Origin of the sequence: Streptomyces enissocaesilis (assembly GCF_039533765.1) — a bacterium.
In the GTDB taxonomy this organism is placed as follows: Bacteria; Actinomycetota; Actinomycetes; order Streptomycetales; family Streptomycetaceae; genus Streptomyces; species Streptomyces enissocaesilis.
On record NZ_BAAAUD010000023.1, the window covers coordinates 1 to 19,200 of the forward strand.

Consider the following 19,200-nt stretch of genomic DNA (forward strand, 5'->3'; position numbering starts at 1 on the left):
TCCTTCGCCGTGCCCTACATCGTCGGAGAGATCAAGCGGTTCTTCCGCGACACCACCTGGGCCGTCCACGTGCCCCGGCGCTTGCAGGAACTGCGCGTGGAGATCGCCAAGGCCAAGGAGCAGCTCGCCACCGGCCTGGACCGCGAGCCGACCGTCAAGGAACTCGCCGCCCACCTGGAACTGAACGAGGAAGAGGTCGTCGAGGGCCTGGTGGCCGCCAACGGCTACACCGCCGGCTCCCTCGACATGCCCACGGACACCGAGGCCGGCCAGTCCCAGGTCCGTGCGCTGGCCGACGTGCTGGGGGAGCCGGACGCCGCCATGGAGACGGTCGAAGACCTCCACACCCTGGCCCCGCTCCTGGCGCGCCTCGACGAGCGGGAACGCCGCATCCTCACCATGCNGGCTCCGCACCGGCATGCTGGCCTGACCCGTCGCACGACTCGTTGGCCACGCCTGTCATGTGCATCTGCGAACCATGGGCATGAGTGCCGAAGGAATGGGCAACCCGTAAGGCTCCAGATTCCGACGGGACGAAGGAGTGAGACGTGGCTGCTGACCGAGATCAGTCGGACGCCGGACTGCTGACCACCATGAGCATCGAACAAAGCTGGCACTTCGACGGCACTTTGAGTGATGTGAGCGAAGCCCGCGGCTGGGCTTCCGACTTCCTCCACGGCCTCAGCCGCATGCATCCGCCCGCGACTCCGGACGCGCACGACGACGTACTGCTCGTCGTCACCGAACTGGCCTCCAACGCGTTCGCTTTTGCTCCCGGCCCCTTCACCCTCACTTTGCGGACCACCATGACCGGGACGGTGCACGTCGCCCTGACCGACACCAACCCGGCAGCGCCCCGGCCGCGGCCCGTTGACCTCACCGGCCGCGGTGGGCTGGGCTGGCATCTCATCAGCGCACTGGCCGAGCAGACCATCATCGTTCCAGAGACCGACGGCAAGACGGTGCACGCTTTCCTGCCGTGGTGAGGAGGGGCGGCTTGCCGCTTTGCCGGAGTTCCGGCTGTCCGGTGCCCAGGCCGACACCGTGAAGACTTCTGACATCGTGATCGAGTGCCGACGCACAGTCCCGAGCTGATCGTTGTGTACGGGTGGCAGCTACCGCCCACCGGTGCGGTCAACCGATGATGAGCAGACTGAGGCGTCCGGCCGTTCTTCGTCGCCGAGTTCATGGAGGGTGCGGCAGCGATCACCGCTGCCCGGTACCGGTCGATGCCCGCGGCGAAGGTGTGGAGGCTGGGCAGGAGGCCCTGCCGGGCGGCGTCGAGCCAGTCCAGGAGGCTTGTCCGGCTTCTGGCTGGGCTGGCGGCCGTACGGCATCCGAAGCTGTCACGCCCTGGGTATCTCGTAGGAGAGCGTCTCGCCCGGCAGGCCTCCCGCCAGGTGCGTGCGGTCGTCGTCCTGGAGGCCGGGGAGAGGGCTTGTCGGGCGTGTGGCGGACGACTTCGGTCGGAGGCCCGCCCCGATGCGGCGTTCCGCTCGGCGGTGTGCCCCGCCGGGCAGTGACGCACGGACCGACGGTTGCGCCCATGGCTGACGGCCGTGCGGAGCGGTGCTGGGGAGGCGGACCGATGGGAAACGGCTGGTTTCGGCCATGCTGGAAGGGCCCGCCACTGCGGTTGGTTCCGGCGGGACGCCCGGTTCCACGTCCAGCCGGGTTGTAGAGACGGGGATTCGTGCCTCGGAAGGTGAGGTTGGTCTTCAGCTTTTCGTCATGGCCGTTCTGTGCTCATTGAGTGCGGACCACGAAAGGTGCCAGTGGTGTCTGGCAGAGTTCGGTCTATGTTGCAGGTATGCCTGAACGGAGTGCGGAGTCGGAGCGAGAGCCGTTGGGTTCCCGTGACGCCCGGGGAGCTGGCAGTCGAGGCCGCACGTGCGGTGAGGGCCGGCGCGGAGGACATTCACCTTCACCCCAGGGGAGCTGACGGTCTCGATTCACTGGAGCCCCGAGTGGTGGGTGAGGCGGTGAGCGCGGTGCGTGCCGTCGTGCCGGAAGGGGTGCGGGTCGGAGTCACCACCGGAGCGTGGGCGGTACCGGACCCGGAACAACGGGCCGAGCTGGTCCGGTCTTGGACGGTGCTGCCTGACCATGCCTCGGTGAACTGGCACGAGGAAGGCGCTGAAGCAGTGGCTGTTGTGCTGCTGGAGCGTGGGGTCGGTATCGAGGCCGGTGTCTGGTCGGGGACCGACGGGGCCCGTCGGTTCCGTGCCTGGCCACTGGCCCATCGGGTGCTGCGCGTGCTCGCCGAGGTCGCCGATACCGATCCGGGCACGGCCGCGGCCACCGCCACGGCCCTGGTGGAGGAGCTCGGGGAAGACCTCACGGTGGCTCTGCTGCTGCACGGCGAAGACGGTGGGGCCTGGCCCGTGCTGCGAGCGGCAGCCGGCCTGGGACTGGACACCAGGATCGGTTTGGAGGACGTGCTGATCCTGCCGGACGGCTCGGCCCCGGAGGGCAACGCGAAACTTGTGCAGGCCGCGCGGAGGATCCTCGACGAGCACCGCATCCGGCGGTTCTGACCTCACGCAGGGATTACGGAACACCGGCGGGGCAGGCGGATCTTCGACCGGTGTTCCGTGACCGGGACAGCTTTACATGATGAGCCCGCCGGTCGAACGCCCACGGACCGGGGAGTTCCGCCGCTCCCTGGCTCCGTCCTGCTTCTCGGTCCTGAATGCCGTGCAGCAACTCCGCAACCGGCGGCTGCTCGGGGAAGTCGTCGACGCCGTCCCCTCCGGAAGAGAGTGCGGCATGGCCCGTGCCCTGACTGTCCAGCAACCTTCGTCGGGCCGCATTGCTTGCAAGAGCGGTATGCGCATCCAAAACGCATCCGGCGATGCGGTCTTGGCCGACCGTTCTGCCTGAGGTGAAGGCTTCCGTGTCTGCCCTGTCGGCGATGACGAGCACCGAACGGGGGAGGGGAGTGAGGCAGCTGTTGCGTGGGGGATCCGGCAGGAACAGGGGGGATCCGCGTGACCATGGGGCGTCCGTCCGCCAGCTGGTAGGAGCACCGGATGAAGTGGACGAGGACCCCGCGCCGTGCGATGCGCTCGCGGCACACCGCCTCCGTCTCGACCCCGCGCCGGTTCAGCCGATTGTCACGGAGCTGCGTCGGCAGGGAGAGCAGGTTGCGCGAGAGGCGAACGAGGCCACCTTTCGGGTCGGACGGCCGACGGCTACGGTTTGGGTGCGGCGATACACCCACGAGGAGCTAAGACATGGTCGGTCGTCCGAGCGCGCGTTGACGTTGTAGGCCGTGATCGGCCTGTCATCGCGTGCTGCCCTTGATGGTGCGGCACAGCGAGCCTTCCCCTGCCTGAATCGCAGGCGCACCTGGTGTGCGCCGGGTGATGGGCCTCTTCGTCGGCAATCCAAGGGGTCTTCGTGCCGCCCGCTTCCTCCGCTGCATCCGATTCCAGTCGATATGTTCCGCCAGGTCTGTGGCAGAACCGGCCTGGGACGGGCGCTTCCGGCCCTGACAGGACGCGCCGCCGATGGTCGCCCGTTCTCAAACCCACTCAGGTCCACTCGGACGAGGCCCATCGGAGTGTCTGGAGAACCGGGGCTCCGCGCCGGACAGAAGGGGACTTTCAATCGAACCGACCGGTTACTACTGGTTGACCGGCCTGCCCGCCACCACACCGGTCCACGACCTGGTCCGGTGGGTGAAGACGCACCGGCACATCGAACACGACTGCCGCGAGCTGAAATACGGCCTGGGCCTGGATCGCTTCGAAGGGCGCACTGGGCCGGGGCCGGTGCCCCCACGTCCCCCCTCGCCACCGTCGCTCAGGCCCTCCCCACCCTCAGGCGGCCCGCCCCCACAGCCCCAGGTGCCGGCCTGACCCTTTGCCGGGTCCTCGACGCCTTCCAGGACCTGCTGGAGTGCTGGACCGGCAACTGCACCACCTGCGGCCGTCCCCCTCGCCGGGACCAGACCCAGAACCCGACGAAGCACTACTGGGCCATGCCCTTCCCCTCTTCCCGGGCTCGCGCCGCCCGGCACCGCACCGCACTTCGCTGCATTGTCGTCGGCCGTCAATGCTCCGTACAGGAGCAGCGTTGGACACCGCGGAGGGTTCTACGCGCGTCGGAATCAGTGTCGGCATATCGGAAGACACCAGTCGCAACCGACGCAGTTGGAGCAAGGGCCACAACCGTTGAGCAGGGGGCGCAATACGCCCTGAGTCAGGAGAGAATTCCGGCCGTACTATCCAAAAGAAGATCAAGAGGAAACATTCGTGCGATCAAGACTCTTCGGTGCGACCGCCTCCGTGGCCGTATTCGGACTATTGGGCTCCCTCGCCACCGCCTGCGGCCTGTCCGGGAGCGACGGCAAGACGACACTGCGCCTGGTGGCTGCCGAGTACGGCAACAGCCCGGCGACCAGCTCCAAGGCGTACTGGGACAAGCTGACCGCCGCCTTCACCGCCGCCCACCCCGGCAAGAAGGTCGAGGTGACGCTCTACCCGTGGGCCGACGTCGACCGCGAGGTCACCCGCATGGTCAAGGAGGACAACGCCCCGGACGTGGCCCTGATGGGCGCGTACTCCGACTTCGCCGCGCAGGGCCGCCTCTACGCCGCCAGTGAGCTGCTGTCGATCAGGGCGGAGGCGAACTTCCTGTCGCCGCTCGTGGAGGCGGGTTCGGTCGGCAACACTCTCTACGGCTTGCCCTTCGTGGCCAGCAGCCGACTGCTTTTCTACAACGAGGGGCTGTTCGACGAGGCCGGAGCGAAGCCGCCGAAGACCTGGTCGGACCTGAAGGAGGCGGCCGAGGAACTGAAGAAGGTGGGCGTGCTCTACCCGTACGCCCTGCCGCTCGGTCCCGAGGAGGCGCACGCCGAAGCCCTGATCTGGGAACTGAGCAACGGCGGGGGGTACGCCGACAGCAGCGGCGGCTACAGCATCGCGTCCGAGCAGAACACGGAGACGTTCCGCTGGATCAAGGACAACCTGGTCGCGCCCGGCCTGACCGGCCCGGTCCCGCCGGCCGAGCTCAACCGGCAGGACGCCTTCGCCGCCTTCCTGCGCGGTGAGGTCGGCATGGTCAACGGCTACCCCTCGCTCCTCCACGAGGCGAGGGCGAAGGGCATGAGGGTCGGCACCCTGAGCATGCCGGTGTCGGACACGCTGGGCGACGGGAGGATCCCGCCGTCGGCGGGCGTCGCCGACTGGATGATGGCCTTCAAGCACGACGACAATCGCGAACTGGTGGGCTCTTTCCTGGAGTTCGTCTACGAGGACAAGAACCTCAGCGAGTTCGCCGGGCGCTACCACCTGTTGCCCTCGACGGTGTCCGCGGCCGAGGCGTCCAAGGACGCGGCGGCGGATCCCAGCGGTGAGCAGTTCCTGACCGCACTGCGCGGTGCCGAGCTCTACCCGGTCAACGAACCGTCCTGGCTGCAGGTCAGCAACACCATCAAGCGGAACATCGGCAAGGCCGTCGCGCCGTCCGCCGACCCGAAGGTCGTGCTGGAGGACATCGCCCAGCAGGCCCGGGACATAACGGAGCAGCGGTAGGGGGTCTTCGGGATCTGCGGGGGTCGGCCTGTCGACCTCCTGCCCCGTCGCCGGTTCTCCCCTTTTCCTGGTTCTTCCGTCCTCCTTTTCCTTCCGCTTTCCGCCGGCGTCCCACCCGGACGCGGCAACGGGGCCGTACGGCGTCGACCGGACGCCCGGCCCCTCGCCCGCGAAGGGCCCACAAGGTGCGCGGGGCGACGGCCGTTCCCATCCCGCGCCCTTGCTTGAGGCGGTGGAAGCAGCGTTCGACGTTGCGGCGTCGGCAGGTGGCCTGGTCGCACCCGCAGGGTCGTTCACAGCGTCGTTTCCGGCTTGCGAACTGGTCGACACGCTCGGGGAGAGCGGCCCCGATGCCGGGCCGGCGGGGGTAGGCACGGAAGGCGCGGGTGGAGCAGCCCTTGTCCACGGCGACGTGGTCGGGCCGGGTGCGAGGTCTTCCCGGCCTCGGCTGGACCACGCGGATGCGTTCGATGACGGCTCGGGCCTGGGTGCGGTCGTCGCGGGTTCCGGCGCTGACCAGGAAGACCGGCGGGCGACCTCGTCCGTCGCAGGCGAGGTGGACCTTGCCGGCCTTGTGTCCCGAACATGAAGGGAAGTCGGTTGCAGGACAGCTGCCGGAAGTGATGCTGTGCGAAAGATGAAGGTTTGGCCGTGGCCCTGGCCGCTGGACCGGAACCGCCGGATCACCCCTTCGGCATGCGCCTGCGACGCTCCCCACGTCCTTGCCTGCGCTGACCCGGCAGACCGGACCGCCCCGTGACCGCGCCCAGCTGCGGCGATGCCGCCCGCCGACTGGATCGCCCGTCGGCCGGTCGAAGAGGGGGTGATCACGCGAAGGTCCGGCGGCCTTGCTTCCCGCCAGTGAGTCCTGACGGCGACCAGAAATCCCAGGACACCTCCCGACCTCCTCGGCCGACCGAACGCACTGGTCCCAGCCGCTCGGAGGCATCGGCCGACGTGTGTCATGGCCGTGTTCCCGCGATCTGGGCATACGTCAGGCGGCGGGTGGGGCACGCACCCGCCATCCCGCCCGCTCGTTGCGCCGGGCGGGGCGAAGGCGAGACCGGTGTCAGGCGCGTGTGTTGACGCTCACCGGTCTTGATCCGGTGGGCGGTGTCCAGCCCTGAAGCGTGGCCGGGACACCGACGCGGGTGTTGCAGTTGATGACCTGGAAGTGCAGGTGCGCGCCGGTCGCCGCTCCGGTGGCTCCCGACCAGCCGATGACCCGGCCCTGCGGGACCCAGTCGCCCGTGTTGTAGATCGCCCGGTTGAGGTGCGCGTAGTGGGTGCACTGGCCGTTCGAGTGGCGGATGATGACCTCGATGCCGTTCTGCCAGTACGGCGACCAGTCCGAGACGAGAACCGTGCCGCCCTGCGCGGCGGAGACCTCGTAGTTCGCCGGCAGTCCGAAGTCCCAGGCGTACTCGTTGTACGGGCCGGTGTGCGAGTACGTGCCCTCGGGCCCTTGGGTGACGAGGTAGGACTCACCCGACGGGTAGGGAAGTTCGTAGTAGTAGTCAACGGCCGCGGCCGGAGGGGCGGCTATGAGGCCGATCCCTGCGACGGCGAGTGCTGAGCTCGCCAGGGCGCCGAATCTGAGGAGAAGTCGTCTCGCGTCGCGCACTGCGCCTCCCGTCGGGGGTCTGATCCAGACCGGACAACACTGACACCAACTACCCCATTCAACAAGGCTGTTGAAAAAAGTTGCAGCACGTCATGCCGCAGGCGGGGACGGGCGGAGGGAGGTGGTCGAACGGCCTGCGCCCCTGACCTTCCGGTGCGCTGGAATGTCTACGGTCGTCCCATGGGCGTTACGGGGAACCCGTGCTGACCGTGCGGGACTGCCCCCACGTCCCGGTCGTGCGCGACACGTCCCGGTCGGACACGACCGGATCACCGCCGTGCTGGACGGGTGTGAGGTCGAGGTGAAGCCCCACCTGCGGCACACGCGGCGGACCGCCCGCCCCCTCGGCGCCCGGCCGGCGCTTTACCAGTTCCCGTCCGGCCCGCGTACACCGTGCCCCGGGCCCGACCCGTCACGGCACCCGAAGGGCCCGGCGACGCCATCGCGGAATGGCATGACCGGGTGGCCGAACTGACCGTGGCCGCCCAGCGGACGGCCGCGCGTCGCTACGGCCGCAAGCCTGCGAGAACCTATATGGCGGGCGCGTCGGCGGGCGGCTATCCGGTGCGACGGCAGCTGGAGAACCCACCCGCGGCTGCACACGGGCGGCGTCGAACTGCACGGTCTGCTGTTCACTCCCGACCAGCCCGATATCCTGGCCACGGCGCCCGCCGCACTGCGCGCCTACCCGCGCTACCGCGCCGGAGAGCCGGGCGCCCGGGACGCCATGTACGCCGCCGGGTATCCGGCTGGGTCCGAGCCGCTGTGGGACTTCCACTACCGCAACCAAGGGGACTCGCTCCAGCACATCGTGCGCGAGGAGGTCGACCCACGGTACGAGAGCGACAAGGAGGCCGGAACTCCGTTCTGCCCGCAAGGCACCCAGAAAGGGTGCGCCACCGATTACGTCTACGCCGACCGTCCGGCCGACGTACACAAGGTGGTCAAGAACCTGTCACTGACGGGGAGGATCAAGCGACCGCTCATCAGCCTCCAGGGCACGCTGGATGTGCTCCTGCCGATCTCCAGGAGTGGTGACGTCTGCGCAAAAATGGTGGCTGACACCCGCCACGGTGATATGCACCGCTACTATCGGGTCACCGGCGGAACGCACTCCGACGGCCTGTACGCGGCCCGTCCCGAGCCGGTCCGGCCGATGTCCCCGTGCCTCAGAACGGCATTCGACGCCCTCACGGCCTGGACCGGGCAAGGCACCACCCCGCCCCCGAGCCGCACCCTGCCCGCGCCCCCCGGCCGGAAGCGACACCGTCGGTACCTGCTCGCCGCGGTCCACCGTCAGCCGACCGCTCGCCCCTGAGCCGCTGGTCTCCTTCCGACGCCGGCTGTACGTGCGACCCGACGACCAAGGAAAGCGGCTCCTGCTCCCCGCTCGATTTCCGCATCTCTTCATCGCGGTCCCCAAGTGTCCCGACACCGCTATGAAGGGATGCGAGCGGGAACCGAAGGGCGGCGCTGCCCCCTACACATCTGGGGCACCACACACACCTGGGGCACCACGCGGTCCGTGGTGCCCCAGGGTCGCTTACGGCAGGGGTGGTGTGTGCGTGAGACCGGGATCAGACGCGCACGGTGAGCCATGCGCCGAGGCCGCTGCATCCGTTCGCGTCGTAGGTGGTGCTCCGGTAGCCCGCCGGGATGGGGGAGTAGGGGCACGTCCAGATGCCGTTGCGGACGAGCTGGTGGTACCAGGAGCCAACGCCGTCGCAACCGTTCTTGATGTAGTTGGTGATGACGTATCCGGCCACGACCGGGGAGCCCCCGCAGGTCCAGATGCCGTCACGGGCGAGCTTGTGCTGCCAGGAGCCGATGCCGTCGCAACCGCTCCTGATGTAGCCGGTGATGACATACCCGGCCACGACCGGGGAGTACGTGCACGTCCATATGCCGTCACGGGCCGGCTCGTGCAGCCAGGATCCTGAACCGTTGCAGCCGCTGCGATTGAACGCGGTGATGACGTAACCGGGAGGGACGGCGGTGCCCGGGCAGGTCCACCCGCCCGCCGTGGCCCCCGCGGATCCGGCCTCGGCGGCGCCCGCGGTGCTGGTGGCCGTGCCGGTGAAGACGGCCGCGAGCATCGCGACCGCTCCGACCATCGCGGCGAACCTGCTGCGGAGGAACGACACCGTCGTACGGCTCTGAAGGCGACGCGATTGACTGTTCAATTCACACCCGTCCTGTGGACATGCCGGTGTATTGCCTCTCGACGACCGAGAGCACCTGACAGCGGATCAGGAAGCACCCTAGTCGGCTCAGATGACGAAAAATGCCACTGTCGCAAACCGGCAACCGCCTTGTCCGAAATCAGATATGAGGGAGCGTCAGGAAAACATGGCCCGACCGCCGCGAGGCCGCCCCGGAGTGGATCGCGCTCCCGGTCGACCGGTGACGCACCGGTGACCGCGTACGCCTCGAGGCCCTGCGTCGCGACCGCCATGGGATCCCCGCTTCCGGCCGCAGCGTGCCGGTCCACCACGCACGGCACCGGTCGCAGCCTCCTGCCACCAGCCAGAACCAGAGCGCGCGGCATCCCAGTGGCCTCAGGCGGCATGTGCCGGACCGCGGCCTCACCGGCCTTCGCGGGCAGGAAATCATTCAGGACGGACCCGGTGTGGCCGTGGACGGAAGCACGGTCCAGCTGCTCGGCCGCGAGCGCATCCAAGGCCGTACTCCCCGGTCGTCGGGTCAGGAGGTGTGAACTCCTTCCTCCAACGAGCTGGTGCGTGAGTGCGCCGGGGATGTGGGGGCCTGAGCTGTGGGCTGGTGGCAGCCGCTGGGGGTGCGGTCGGTGACGGTCGGAGACGAGGCCGGCGATGGCCCGACAGGCGGCGGGCTCACCGACGGGCTGCGTGGACTTCGGGTGGGCGGATCTTGTTCGCCTTTCTGGGCGGGGTGATCCCCTGGCCGGGGTGGTCCCGTCCGGGAACTCCTGACGGAATGACCCGGCGTAGGCCCGAAAGGCCGCTCCGGAGTACGGTGGGCACCGGGTGACGCAGCCCTTGCCGGTCGATGCCCGCCTGCCGCCCCGGTACGGCCCTGGACGCGCAGGGGAAACAGATCCGGGCCCGGTCGGCCAGGACCCTCCGGTGGGCGGTGGCTTACGGGCGTCGGCGGGACGGCGTTGGACGCGGCACTGATCACGACTCCTGGACCGGCTCGGGAACCGTTCCCCCGGATCCTGCGTGACCTCTTGATGTGCAGTCGGCTGGTGAAGGGGACCGAATGAGGACGCGAACGATGGTGAGCGTGGCGGTATCGGCCTGCGTGACGCTGGTGGCGTGCGCGTGCGGACCGGAGAAATCGAAGGAGGGTGCGGAGGCGAAGCCTTCGCAGCCGTCCGCGTCCACGCGGGCACAAGAGCCGTCGGCCACGCCGTCCGCGTCCGCTCGGACCGAGAAGCCGTCGGCCACCCCGACCGGCAACCAGCCCGCGCCCAGGACGAAGGAGCGCGCGATCCAGAGGTACGAGCAGTACCTTCACGCCCTCGGCCGTGAGGACATCGACACGGTCTGCGAAGTGGCCGGTCCCGGCGCGAAGAAGGCGCAGGACATGGGATTCGGTCCGTGCACGTCGACATACGTCGTTGTGTTCCAGATGATCTCACCCGCGCAGAAGAAGGCCCTGCGGACCGCGACGGTCGATCCGCGGCGCGTCACCGTGCGCACCCCCGACAAGATCGAGATGCCACTCGAAGCGGTCAGGGCCTCCGCCGCCTTCTCCGAGAGCGACCTCGGCAGCTACACCCTGGAGTACCTCGAGAACGATTACTACATCACCGACGGAAGGTGACGCGTCGTACGCGGAGCCGCCTGGCGGTGTGAGGGGTCTTCATGGTGCCGGTGGACGGAGCCGCTTGCTCGGCAGTGACGAACCGCGGTCAAGGTGCTCCTGGCCTGGGTGTCTACCGGTCCAGGTGCAGATCGGCCCGGCGCTTCCACTGAGATTGATCCTTGACGACCAGCTGACCCGTGGGGCGTCCAGACCGGGCTCAGCCCCGCGGACAGGGTGCCTTCAGTCCGGGGAAACCCGATCGACCGATCTCAGGGCGGGCTCGGGCCGTGCGAAACCGTGGTCAGGCAGGGGACGGCTCAACTGTGCCGGGGACGGCCGGGATTTTCGCGCCCGCTCCGCAGTACCTCCCAGAGCAGCCCCAAGGCCAGTGACTGGATGAAGGCGCTGACGGCAAGGATGACGAACAGGAGTCCCTCTGGCCCCGCGCCCCCGCCGATCGCCTCAGCAACCCCCAGGAACAGCAAGGCCGTGGGGGAGGTCGTCATGAGGACCCAGAGCCCTGCGAATTCCTGAGGACCCTCGATGAAGGCGGCAGCCACCTCGAACACCGTGACCGTTCCGACAACTCCCAGGTAGGCAGCAGAAATAGGGTTGGCGAAGGCTCTACGAAACAACTTGCGCGCGATCATGAAGTTCTCCCGACAGGCGATGTGGTGGCCTCATGTTCCTGGAGAGGATGCGGCCGTGGCGTGAGTACGTGTACTCACTTCACTGCATACGAACCTCAGGCGTCTCGGCGTACGGCCACCCCGCTGGTCCGTACCGCCCGTGGTGTCACCCCAGGGGGAGTCGTCCCCCTGGGACTGGCCGAGCGGGACGCCGCCGCAGTGGGGGTGCTGCCACGCGCGGACGTTCCCGTCCCGGCCGTAGGCCGCCCACTTCCCCTCGCAGCCGGGCCCCTGAGCCGTCGCCTGAGCCATTGCCTGAGCCGACGTGGCGGGATCGGGTGACTGCCCCGCCGGTGTCGGCCGGCCGGTCCGGCAGCGGCGGACCGCTGCCGTCCGGGGTCAGGGCCAACAGGGCGGCGGTGGGTGCGTCACCGGCACGTACGAAGGCCACGCCGACCCCCGCAAGGGGAGGGGCGGTTGCTCAGAAGGTACTGGGCGGCAGCGGGAGCGGCAGTCCGGGCAGGCCGTCGATGCTCTGTGCGATGTGGTCCTTCTTGGTGAAGTACGCACTGAGCGATGCGTCGTCCTCACGCGAGAAGCGCCTGCCGTGCAGGTCGCGATCTTCGTCGTACGACATGAAGGGCACCCCGTAACCGCAGGAGTCACGGACGAGTTCGGCCGTCACCACGATGATCGCGCGCAGCCCGTGCAGGGCCGGGTCGATGTCCGGGAAATGTGCGAGCAGTTCCCCGAAACGCGGGTCGTCACGGAAGACGGGTTCGCCCCGGCCGTGCACCCGGACGATGTTGGGCGGCCCCTGGAAGGCGCACCACATCACCGTGATCCGGCCGTTCTCCCGCAGGTGCGCGATCGTCTCGGCGGTGCTGCCGGCGAAGTCCAGATAGGCGATCCGCTCCTCGTCGAGCACCGCGAAGGAGCCCTTGAGGCCCTTGGGGGAGAGGTTGACCGTGCCGTCACCGGCCAGCGGGGCGGTCGCGGTGAAGAACATCGGCTGCTCCTCTATGAAGGTGCGCAGCCTGCCGTCGATGCGTTCGTAGGTCTTTCCCATGCCTAAGGATTATGTAGGGAAAATCTTCGCCTGTCTAACGAGTCCGGCCGGCCCGTTCGCGGACCTTGGCATCCTCGTCCTCCAACAGGGCCCTCAGGATCCGGAGTTGACGGGTCCCGCCCTGTGCGGCGAGCAGCCGGATGGAGGCGAGCCGATGGTGCCGGGGGCGGTCCGGGGTGAGCCGGTCGACAAGGTGATCGACGGGGATCCGCCGGGCGGAAGGGATGAGGGAGGTGACGGTCTCACGCGTCACGGCCGGTGACGGGTCGTCGAGGAGCGGGATCAGGCGCCCGGTGTCGAAGACGTCCAGGGTGCGCAGGCCGGCCACGGCGCGGGACCGGATCGCGGGGTCCGGGTGCTCGGTCAGCGGCCACAGCAGCCCGGCGTCCTGGCGGTCCCCGCACTCGGCCAGCCCGATGGGCGCACCGATCGGCAGCGCGGCCGGGCCCTGCTCCGCGCACCAGGCCCGGTAGACGGGCAGCGGATCGATGTCGTACTGCCGCACGACATAGCGGGCGCAGGCCCGCACCACGGGGGAGCGGTCGGCCAGGAACGGCTCCGCCTCCACGGGCCGCTCCGCCTTGCGCAGCGCGGTGACTCCCGCGGCGCGCACCTGCGGGTTGCGCGCGGCCAGCAGTGGACCGAGCACTTCGTCGTACGCATCCGGCCGTACGCCGGCGAGCGCGGCCTCGGCGCAGCAACTCTGCACCACCACGTCCGGGTCCCGGGCCGCGCTGCGGGCGAACTCGGCGGGGTCCAGGACCTGCCCGGCCGCGGCGATGCGGTGCGCGAAGCGCCGGGTGTCGCGGTCGGCGCTGCCCAGCTGGGCCTTGAGGTGGTCGTACGGCGGTGTGCGCAGGGCCGTTTCGAGGAGCCCGGCGGCGAAGGTGCCGCGCTCGCGGCGGTCGATACGGAGCAGCAGCGGGGCCAGGGCGGCCAGCTCCTCGGGGGTGCGGGCGGGAAGCTCGGCCCGCAGCAGCTCGCGGGCCCGGTCGCGTACGGGGGAGGCCCAGTCCGCGCAGCGGATCACGACCAGGGGGAGCAGGGCGGAGCCGGTCGGAATCCGGGCGAGGGCGGCCTCCCGGACGTGACCGTCGGCGTCGCACAGGGCGAGGGCCAGGGCGGGCTCAGTGTCGTACGTGGCCGGGGGCAGGGCACGGACGACCGCGAGCCCGGCATCCGGGGAGGGCCGGGAGGATGCGGCCTCGGGCTCGGCGCGGAGCGGGGGCAGGACGCGGCTCAGCCACCGACGGCGCGGAGGCGCGGGCCGAGGGTGCACGGGATACAGCCGGGGGCGGGAGAGCTCCCGCACCTCGATGTCCAGCGAGATCCAGGCCGTCGGGTCGTCCGTGTCGAGCGCGGAGCCGACGGGGGTGCCTTGTGCGAGCTGGTGTGCTGCCGGCTCTCCGGCTGTCTCTCGGCCGGTGTATTCGCTGGTCATGGCGGTCGGTCATCCCTGCTGTTCGGGGGTGCCGCCGAGCGTACGGTGCCACGGCGGGGGGAGTCGCCCGATATTTCCCTCATCCGGCCCGAGCTCCCGCTGCTTTCAGACCTGCTGCCGGGACCCGGCCGGCGCCAGCTCCCGGACGCAGACCTCCTTCGGCCGGGCATGGGCGTATCGGACCGCCTCGGCCACCGTCGCCGTCGCCGTCGAGGCGTTGGTCTTCTTCCACTCCTCGCAGCGGGCCCTGCCCACCTTGCCGAAGGTGTGCGACAGCAGCTCGGCCTCCACCGCGCCCGGCGCGATCACGGTGACCCGCACCCCGTACGGGGCGACTTCCTCGCGCAGGCTCTCCGACATCGCGTACGCCGCGAACCTGGTGCCGGCACAGGCCGTGGGGGGGCGAAGGTCTTGCGGCCCCGCGACCGAGCTGATGCTGACGATGGTGCCGCGGCGGTCGCACTCCACCATGCCCGGAAGGGCCGCGTCCCGCCGACGGCTTATCGCGGAGTGGTGCGGCGTGATCCGCCCGGTGGATCGCGCGGATCGGGGTACACGGCTCGGCATGGCACCGAAGACTGATCACCTCATGTCCGTGCGGGCCGCGCGGCAGCTGCGCCGGGCCCGCACTTTCTACGTGGCAGGCGCCCTGTTGTGGGCGGCCGCGGCGGCCTGGACGGGATGGACGCACCCCGGGAGTCGGCAGATGTGGGTCTCCGTACTTCTCCTCGCGGTTTTCACCGGATTGCTGTGCACGGCTTCCCTGTGGTTGCGGCGACTCCAGGCCGCCACGCGCAACAGGCTGGCGCATCACGCCGCACCGCGACGCCTGGTCGCTTCCCGCCAGGCATGAACCCGACCGTCCCGAGCTCGGCGGTGCTCGGGCCCGGCCACCGAGGTCTGCGTTGTGGCGGAGGAGGTCCAGAATCAGGGCATGGACGTCCCCAAGCTGCTGGAAGCCGCTTCCTTGCTGGTGCCCGAGGAGATCGCGACTGAGAACGACATCACGGTCAACGATGTCTGGGAGTACCTCACCCACGACGAGTGGGAAGTGGCTCTCGACCTGCTGGAGGAACTCGGTGACGTCCAGCCCCTTTCCCTCAGCTTCTGGGAAACCCTGGCCACCGCCGCCGAGCAGATGCGGCTCGAGGCCAGCGCGGCTTGGTGTCATTGGCGCTGCGACGAGACCCGAAACGGCATCATCCGAGCCGACCTCACCCTCCGCCCGGCCGCCGAAGCCCGACGGCAGACGCCCCTTGCCGGTGCGGGCGTCCTGCGCCCGATGTGGAACATCGGAAACCGGACCCCGGCCGGTGGGAGGGCGCTCAACATCGCGCGGCTCCGGGTGGAGTTCACACCCTTCCTGGAGCCGGGTGGGCGAGCCTCGGTACGGCTCGCTCCTCTCGATGCTTCGCAGTGGCGACACCTTCAGCCCGGCCAGGTCATCACCCTGCACGAGGACCGATCCGTAGCCGGGACCGCGGTCATTTCGGAGCTTCGGCCCTCCGCGCCCACCCCCACCGGGTAAAGCCGGCCGGCCTCGCCTGGTGATGCCGGGGCGGTTCCCCCGCTCACGGACACAGGACTGGAAACTCGGCCTTGGCCCAAAGGGAACGGGCAACGGCGGACTGGTTGCCGGTGGGAGCGTCGTCGGTGCTCCACATTCTCACCTGGGCGGTGGAGCCGTTGACGGATGGCCAGCCCGGGTTGCCGGTGGCAGCGAAATCGGCCCATGCGCGCACCATGCGGCGTGCCAGTCCATGGTCTGCGGAGGTGGGTGTGCCACCGATGAGGAACGCCAGGCAGTCGTTGTCGAGATTGCCGAAGGCGAACGGGACGTCGGCACAGTGCCAGGCCCGCACGCCCCCGTTCGGGCCGGTGCGCCGACGATCGAAACGCGAGAGGAACGCCCGGCCGCCGGCTTGGGCGTGAAGCTCGACGAGTCGGTTGCTGTACTCGCCGAACAGTAGGTCACCGAAGATGGCGAGGTAGACGTCGAGGACCGGGGCGTGGGGCATCGCAGCGCGGTAACCGGCCACCAGGCCGTCAGGGAGGCGGAAGTCCTCGGCGAAGAGAGCCAGCTGTTCATCGGTGGTGATCTTCGCGCTGCTGCCGACGGCGTCGAGCAACCAGTACTCCTCCGTGGTGTGGCAGACCAGCAGGTCCACTCCCCGGGTCGCACCGGTGGCCATCCCCGTGAGGGGGTCGGTGGGCAGGACGTCGCCGTCGAGGACGGGGGCGTAGAGCGAGGGGTCGTAGTGGCGGGAGCCGGAGGCGGGGTCCTGCCGGTAGTCGTCGACTACCTGGTCGGAGGCGATGACCAGGGTCTGCGGAGTGGCAGATGTCAGGCCCTCGGGTGTGGCAGGGCAGCGCGCCGCCGCAGCGATCTCGCGGGTGGTTGCCGCAGCGATTTCGAGTGTGCAGCAAGGGCTGGCGGCGCTGTGGGCGATGGCACGGTGGAACAGGCCACGGGCGCGGTCCATCACCATCAGGCAGGCAACCGAGGCGGCCCCGGAGGACTGGCCGGCGATCGTGACGTTGCCAGGATCGCCACCGAAGACGGCGATATTCTCACGCACCCAGCGCAGGGCCGCGACCTGGTCGAGCAGGCCCCGGTTGTCCGGGTAGGCGGTTGCCTCGGCGGCGGGGATGTGGCCGAAACCTTCGAAGCCGAGCCGGTAGTTGAGGGTGACCACGACCAGACCGGCGCGGGCCAGTCCGGTGCCGTTGAAGTCGGGTTGGGCTGAGGATCCGAAGGTGTAGGCACCGCCGTGGATCCAGACCAGGACGGGCAGGCGGCCGCCCTCCGGGGCCGGGGTCCATATGTTGACGGTGAGGATGTCCTCGTCGTCGGGCGACCACACGGGGGCGCCGGGCAGTTGTGCCGACTGCGGGGCGACCGGGCCGAAGTCCGTGCAGTCCCGCACTCCGGTCCACGCCGGTGCCGGGAGAGGTTCCCGGAACCGGTTGGCGCCGAACGGCGGGGCGGCATAGGGGATGCCAAGGACGGCAACGACGTCGTCGGAGGCCCGGAAGCCTTGGGCCAAACCGGTCTTCGTCCTGAAGATGTCCATGGAGGCCGCCTCTCGCTGCATGCCGGATCGCCGGGAAGGGCGGAGTTTCAGCTTTGCATCGCTCAGCGCGCCAGGACCAACACCAAGATCATCACGATTGACGCACCGGCGATGTGAATCACCCGCCCTGTCCGCCGTCCACCTGTCCGCCTGCCCATGGTTCGCCTGCCCATCAGGGCGACGACGGTGCCGGCGCGCACGCCCCTGGGGGAGACAATCGCAGCCCTGACGTGACACCCGGGCCCCCGCCTCGCCGGCGGAAAACTCTCACCAGCCCTCGTGCGTGGCAACGTCCCGGACGTTTCCTGTCACACCCAGTCGCTCTCCGGAGCGGCTGCCCGGAGCACCGCGCCTGCGTCTTCCGTCAACGGCTCGCCGTGGGGTACGCACACTGTCTCCACCTCCAGCGCTGCCAACCGTCGGAAGGAAGCGACGGCCTCCTCCCTGTCCACGTTGAACGGGCCGAGGATCGCCCGGCCCTCCGTGGTGGCGACGATGTCACCCGGGAACAACACGCCGCTGGAAACGAGATGGAGCGCGATGCCTCCCGGAGTGTGGCCCGGAACATGCAGGACGCGGACGGGCTCGGCCCAGCCGTCGAGGAGGTCGCCGTCGCGCAGCTCGGTGTCCACCGGAACATGCTGCGCAGGAGGTATGCCGGAGTCGCCGAATCCAGCCATGACCTGCTCATGGAGGGCACGTTCTGAGGCAGTGAACACCGGCTCGGGCTCGGGGGCGGTGCCGCGGATGAACGGGGTGTCCAGCGCACCGGCCAGGACGCGTGCGCCCGTGGCCGCGACGAGATCCGCAGCCGAGCCCATATGGTCGCCGTGGGAGTGGGTCAGAACGATCTGCCGCACGTCTTGAGGACGGCCCCCGAGCTGGTCGAGGGCCTCCAGGATCACCGGGGCGGACCCCGGCACGCCGGTGTCGATCAGGGCGTATCCGTCCGGCAGGCGCACGACGTGAACATGGCCGACGGGGAAGGGCAACTGCCAGACGGCAGGGGTGATCCGGGTGAGTTCCACGGCGTGACGCTATCGGGCGGCCGGGGGGCGCCGGTCGCTTTGTGCTGCGGGCGAATTATGCGCAGCGTGAACGGCGGGCCACGGAAAGTCGATGACTCCTGGGGAAAGTTCCGTCGACGGCAGACGCGGCCCACCATGCTGGTGCAGCACCTTGACGGCGTAGGCGGAGCAAATCGGGGTGTACGGACAGCACACGGGCCGTGCTCGACCGACCTTCGTCCGGTAGCGGCGGACGACCTCGTCGGTTCCGGTACGAGAAACGCAGCGCACCGCCCTCCTCCCGGTAGCGCCCGCGTCCGTGCTTTCCGAAAGGGGGGGGCGGGAGCATGGTGGTGCTCACCCGTCCTGGATTGAGGACAATTGAGGACATGGGTGGCCACCAGCGGCCGTCGGTGGTCACTGCCTGCGTACCGCTGCGCCGGGCGCGTCTCGCTTTCTCCCGGTTCGATACGGCGTGCTGACCGGCCGGACGAACCAATCGGCCGACGTCCCACGACCGCCTCCAAGGTCAGGTCCTGGAGACAGGCCGCTGACCGCCGGGCAGTACGTCGATTACCCGGCCGACGGCGTGAGCCGAGCCATCAGAACGGCATGCGGCCGCGGGCTCGTCGGCCGGCGGAGCCGCTGCGGCCCACGGCTTTGGAGCTGCTGCGGAAGGGCTTGCTGAAAATCCGGCCCAGGATCCCGGGGGCCTTGCCGCCGGCGCGTGTTCCGGCTCCCAGAGTCCGCTGCGTACCGCGTTCGGGGTGGCGGGACAGGCGGGGCACGAAGAAAGCAAGGACAGCGAGAACTACACAGATGGCGATAATGCCGGCAATCATCATGAAGAGCTCCTTGGGGTGAGGTGTGTGGTGCCACCTGCCCCGGTCGGCGGGGCGCATGCGCGGCGGCCCGCGGCGACCGGCGGCCCCACCATCGATGCGCCTCGTCCGGCAGGGGCGCAGTCGGCTCGCTGCGCCGGCCCGCCGGACCGGATCGGTCGTCCCCTTCACCGCCTCGTGCCAAC

Annotated in this window: 16 protein-coding genes and 1 pseudogene; 8 read left to right on the plus strand and 9 right to left on the minus strand. The window is 69.5% G+C overall.

The window, feature by feature from the left end; genetic code table 11:
- The 4 genes and pseudogenes from ABD374_RS12010 to ABD374_RS12030 all read left to right on the plus strand — a co-directional run.
- Positions 1-402: pseudogene (locus tag ABD374_RS12010) on the plus strand (sigma-70 domain-containing protein); the annotation flags it as partial.
- A gap of 146 nt (positions 403-548) precedes the next feature.
- The gene (locus tag ABD374_RS12015) at positions 549-986 is read left to right on the plus strand and encodes an ATP-binding protein (RefSeq protein ID WP_344494330.1); all 438 of its coding nucleotides are present in this window, start codon (positions 549-551) and stop codon (positions 984-986) included.
- Positions 987-1,799: 813 nt separating this feature from the next.
- Positions 1,800-2,537 (plus strand): 3-keto-5-aminohexanoate cleavage protein, encoded by a 738-nt coding sequence (locus ABD374_RS12020; protein ID WP_344494332.1) that lies wholly within the window; start codon positions 1,800-1,802, stop codon positions 2,535-2,537.
- A 1,722-nt stretch (positions 2,538-4,259) separates the two neighbouring features.
- Complete coding sequence (locus tag ABD374_RS12030) at positions 4,260-5,540, plus strand: ABC transporter substrate-binding protein (protein WP_344494334.1); 1,281 nt, start codon at positions 4,260-4,262, stop codon at positions 5,538-5,540.
- A gap of 1,069 nt (positions 5,541-6,609) precedes the next feature.
- On the opposite strand, the gene ABD374_RS12035 is transcribed toward ABD374_RS12030, so the two are convergent.
- Positions 6,610-7,164, minus strand: coding sequence for a M23 family metallopeptidase (locus tag ABD374_RS12035; RefSeq protein ID WP_344494336.1), 555 nt, complete (start codon positions 7,162-7,164; stop codon positions 6,610-6,612).
- A 727-nt stretch (positions 7,165-7,891) separates the two neighbouring features.
- Here ABD374_RS12035 and ABD374_RS12040 point away from each other — a divergent pair.
- Positions 7,892-8,482, plus strand: a complete 591-nt coding sequence (locus ABD374_RS12040) for a hypothetical protein (RefSeq protein ID WP_344494337.1) — start codon at positions 7,892-7,894, stop codon at positions 8,480-8,482.
- A gap of 259 nt (positions 8,483-8,741) precedes the next feature.
- Here ABD374_RS12040 and ABD374_RS12045 read toward each other — a convergent pair whose 3' ends face one another.
- Positions 8,742-9,347 carry a hypothetical protein gene (locus ABD374_RS12045; RefSeq protein ID WP_344494338.1) on the minus strand — a complete coding sequence of 202 codons (606 nt, stop codon included), beginning with the start codon at positions 9,345-9,347 and terminating at the stop codon, positions 8,742-8,744.
- Positions 9,348-10,404: 1,057 nt separating this feature from the next.
- On the opposite strand from ABD374_RS12045, the gene ABD374_RS12050 reads away from it, so the two are divergent.
- Positions 10,405-10,971 (plus strand): hypothetical protein, encoded by a 567-nt coding sequence (locus ABD374_RS12050; RefSeq protein WP_344494339.1) that lies wholly within the window; start codon positions 10,405-10,407, stop codon positions 10,969-10,971.
- Positions 10,972-11,270: 299 nt separating this feature from the next.
- Here ABD374_RS12050 and ABD374_RS12055 read toward each other — a convergent pair whose 3' ends face one another.
- The 4 genes from ABD374_RS12055 to ABD374_RS12070 form a co-directional block, all read right to left on the minus strand.
- On the minus strand, positions 11,271-11,603 hold the full coding sequence (locus tag ABD374_RS12055) for an SCO4225 family membrane protein (RefSeq protein ID WP_344494341.1): 333 nt from the start codon (positions 11,601-11,603) through the stop codon (positions 11,271-11,273).
- 460 nt (positions 11,604-12,063) lie between these two features.
- Positions 12,064-12,651 (minus strand): pyridoxamine 5'-phosphate oxidase family protein, encoded by a 588-nt coding sequence (locus ABD374_RS12060; RefSeq protein WP_344494343.1) that lies wholly within the window; start codon positions 12,649-12,651, stop codon positions 12,064-12,066.
- A 34-nt stretch (positions 12,652-12,685) separates the two neighbouring features.
- Entirely contained in the window at positions 12,686-14,092 is a 1,407-nt protein-coding gene (locus ABD374_RS12065; RefSeq protein ID WP_344494345.1) for a hypothetical protein, read from the minus strand.
- Between the two features lie 105 nt (positions 14,093-14,197).
- Entirely contained in the window at positions 14,198-14,659 is a 462-nt protein-coding gene (locus ABD374_RS12070; RefSeq protein WP_344494347.1) for an SDR family oxidoreductase, read from the minus strand.
- On the opposite strand from ABD374_RS12070, the gene ABD374_RS12075 reads away from it, so the two are divergent.
- On the plus strand, positions 14,658-14,945 hold the full coding sequence (locus tag ABD374_RS12075) for a hypothetical protein (RefSeq protein ID WP_344494349.1): 288 nt from the start codon (positions 14,658-14,660) through the stop codon (positions 14,943-14,945). The two genes, ABD374_RS12070 and ABD374_RS12075, sit on opposite strands and share 2 nt — an antisense overlap.
- An 81-nt stretch (positions 14,946-15,026) precedes the next feature.
- Positions 15,027-15,620, plus strand: a complete 594-nt coding sequence (locus ABD374_RS12080; RefSeq protein ID WP_344494351.1) for a hypothetical protein — start codon at positions 15,027-15,029, stop codon at positions 15,618-15,620.
- Positions 15,621-15,663: 43 nt separating this feature from the next.
- On the opposite strand, the gene ABD374_RS12085 is transcribed toward ABD374_RS12080, so the two are convergent.
- The 3 genes from ABD374_RS12085 to ABD374_RS12095 form a co-directional block, all read right to left on the minus strand.
- On the minus strand, positions 15,664-17,166 hold the full coding sequence (locus ABD374_RS12085) for a carboxylesterase/lipase family protein (RefSeq protein WP_344494353.1): 1,503 nt from the start codon (positions 17,164-17,166) through the stop codon (positions 15,664-15,666).
- A gap of 308 nt (positions 17,167-17,474) precedes the next feature.
- Positions 17,475-18,194, minus strand: coding sequence for an MBL fold metallo-hydrolase (locus ABD374_RS12090; protein ID WP_344494355.1), 720 nt, complete (start codon positions 18,192-18,194; stop codon positions 17,475-17,477).
- A 581-nt stretch (positions 18,195-18,775) separates the two neighbouring features.
- A complete protein-coding gene (locus ABD374_RS12095; RefSeq protein ID WP_344494357.1) occupies positions 18,776-19,018 on the minus strand; it encodes a DUF6411 family protein in 243 nt (80 codons plus the stop codon).
- Positions 19,019-19,200: the final 182 nt, after the last annotated feature.

What these genes read in the sequence shown, in the direction of transcription:
- ABD374_RS12020 (WP_344494332.1), top strand. Translation starts at nt 1,800, where the DNA reads ATGTTGCAGGTATGCCTGAACGGAGTGCGGAGTCGGAGCGAGAGCCGT.
- ABD374_RS12040 (WP_344494337.1), top strand. Translation starts at nt 7,892, where the DNA reads ATGTACGCCGCCGGGTATCCGGCTGGGTCCGAGCCGCTGTGGGACTTC.
- ABD374_RS12050 (WP_344494339.1), top strand. Translation starts at nt 10,405, where the DNA reads ATGAGGACGCGAACGATGGTGAGCGTGGCGGTATCGGCCTGCGTGACG.
- ABD374_RS12055 (WP_344494341.1), bottom strand. Translation starts at nt 11,603, where the DNA reads ATGATCGCGCGCAAGTTGTTTCGTAGAGCCTTCGCCAACCCTATTTCT.
- ABD374_RS12060 (WP_344494343.1), bottom strand. Translation starts at nt 12,651, where the DNA reads ATGGGAAAGACCTACGAACGCATCGACGGCAGGCTGCGCACCTTCATA.
- ABD374_RS12065 (WP_344494345.1), bottom strand. Translation starts at nt 14,092, where the DNA reads ATGACCAGCGAATACACCGGCCGAGAGACAGCCGGAGAGCCGGCAGCA.
- ABD374_RS12075 (WP_344494349.1), top strand. Translation starts at nt 14,658, where the DNA reads ATGGCACCGAAGACTGATCACCTCATGTCCGTGCGGGCCGCGCGGCAG.
- ABD374_RS12070 (WP_344494347.1), bottom strand. Translation starts at nt 14,659, where the DNA reads ATGCCGAGCCGTGTACCCCGATCCGCGCGATCCACCGGGCGGATCACG.
- ABD374_RS12080 (WP_344494351.1), top strand. Translation starts at nt 15,027, where the DNA reads ATGGACGTCCCCAAGCTGCTGGAAGCCGCTTCCTTGCTGGTGCCCGAG.
- ABD374_RS12085 (WP_344494353.1), bottom strand. Translation starts at nt 17,166, where the DNA reads ATGGACATCTTCAGGACGAAGACCGGTTTGGCCCAAGGCTTCCGGGCC.
- ABD374_RS12095 (WP_344494357.1), bottom strand. Translation starts at nt 19,018, where the DNA reads ATGATGATTGCCGGCATTATCGCCATCTGTGTAGTTCTCGCTGTCCTT.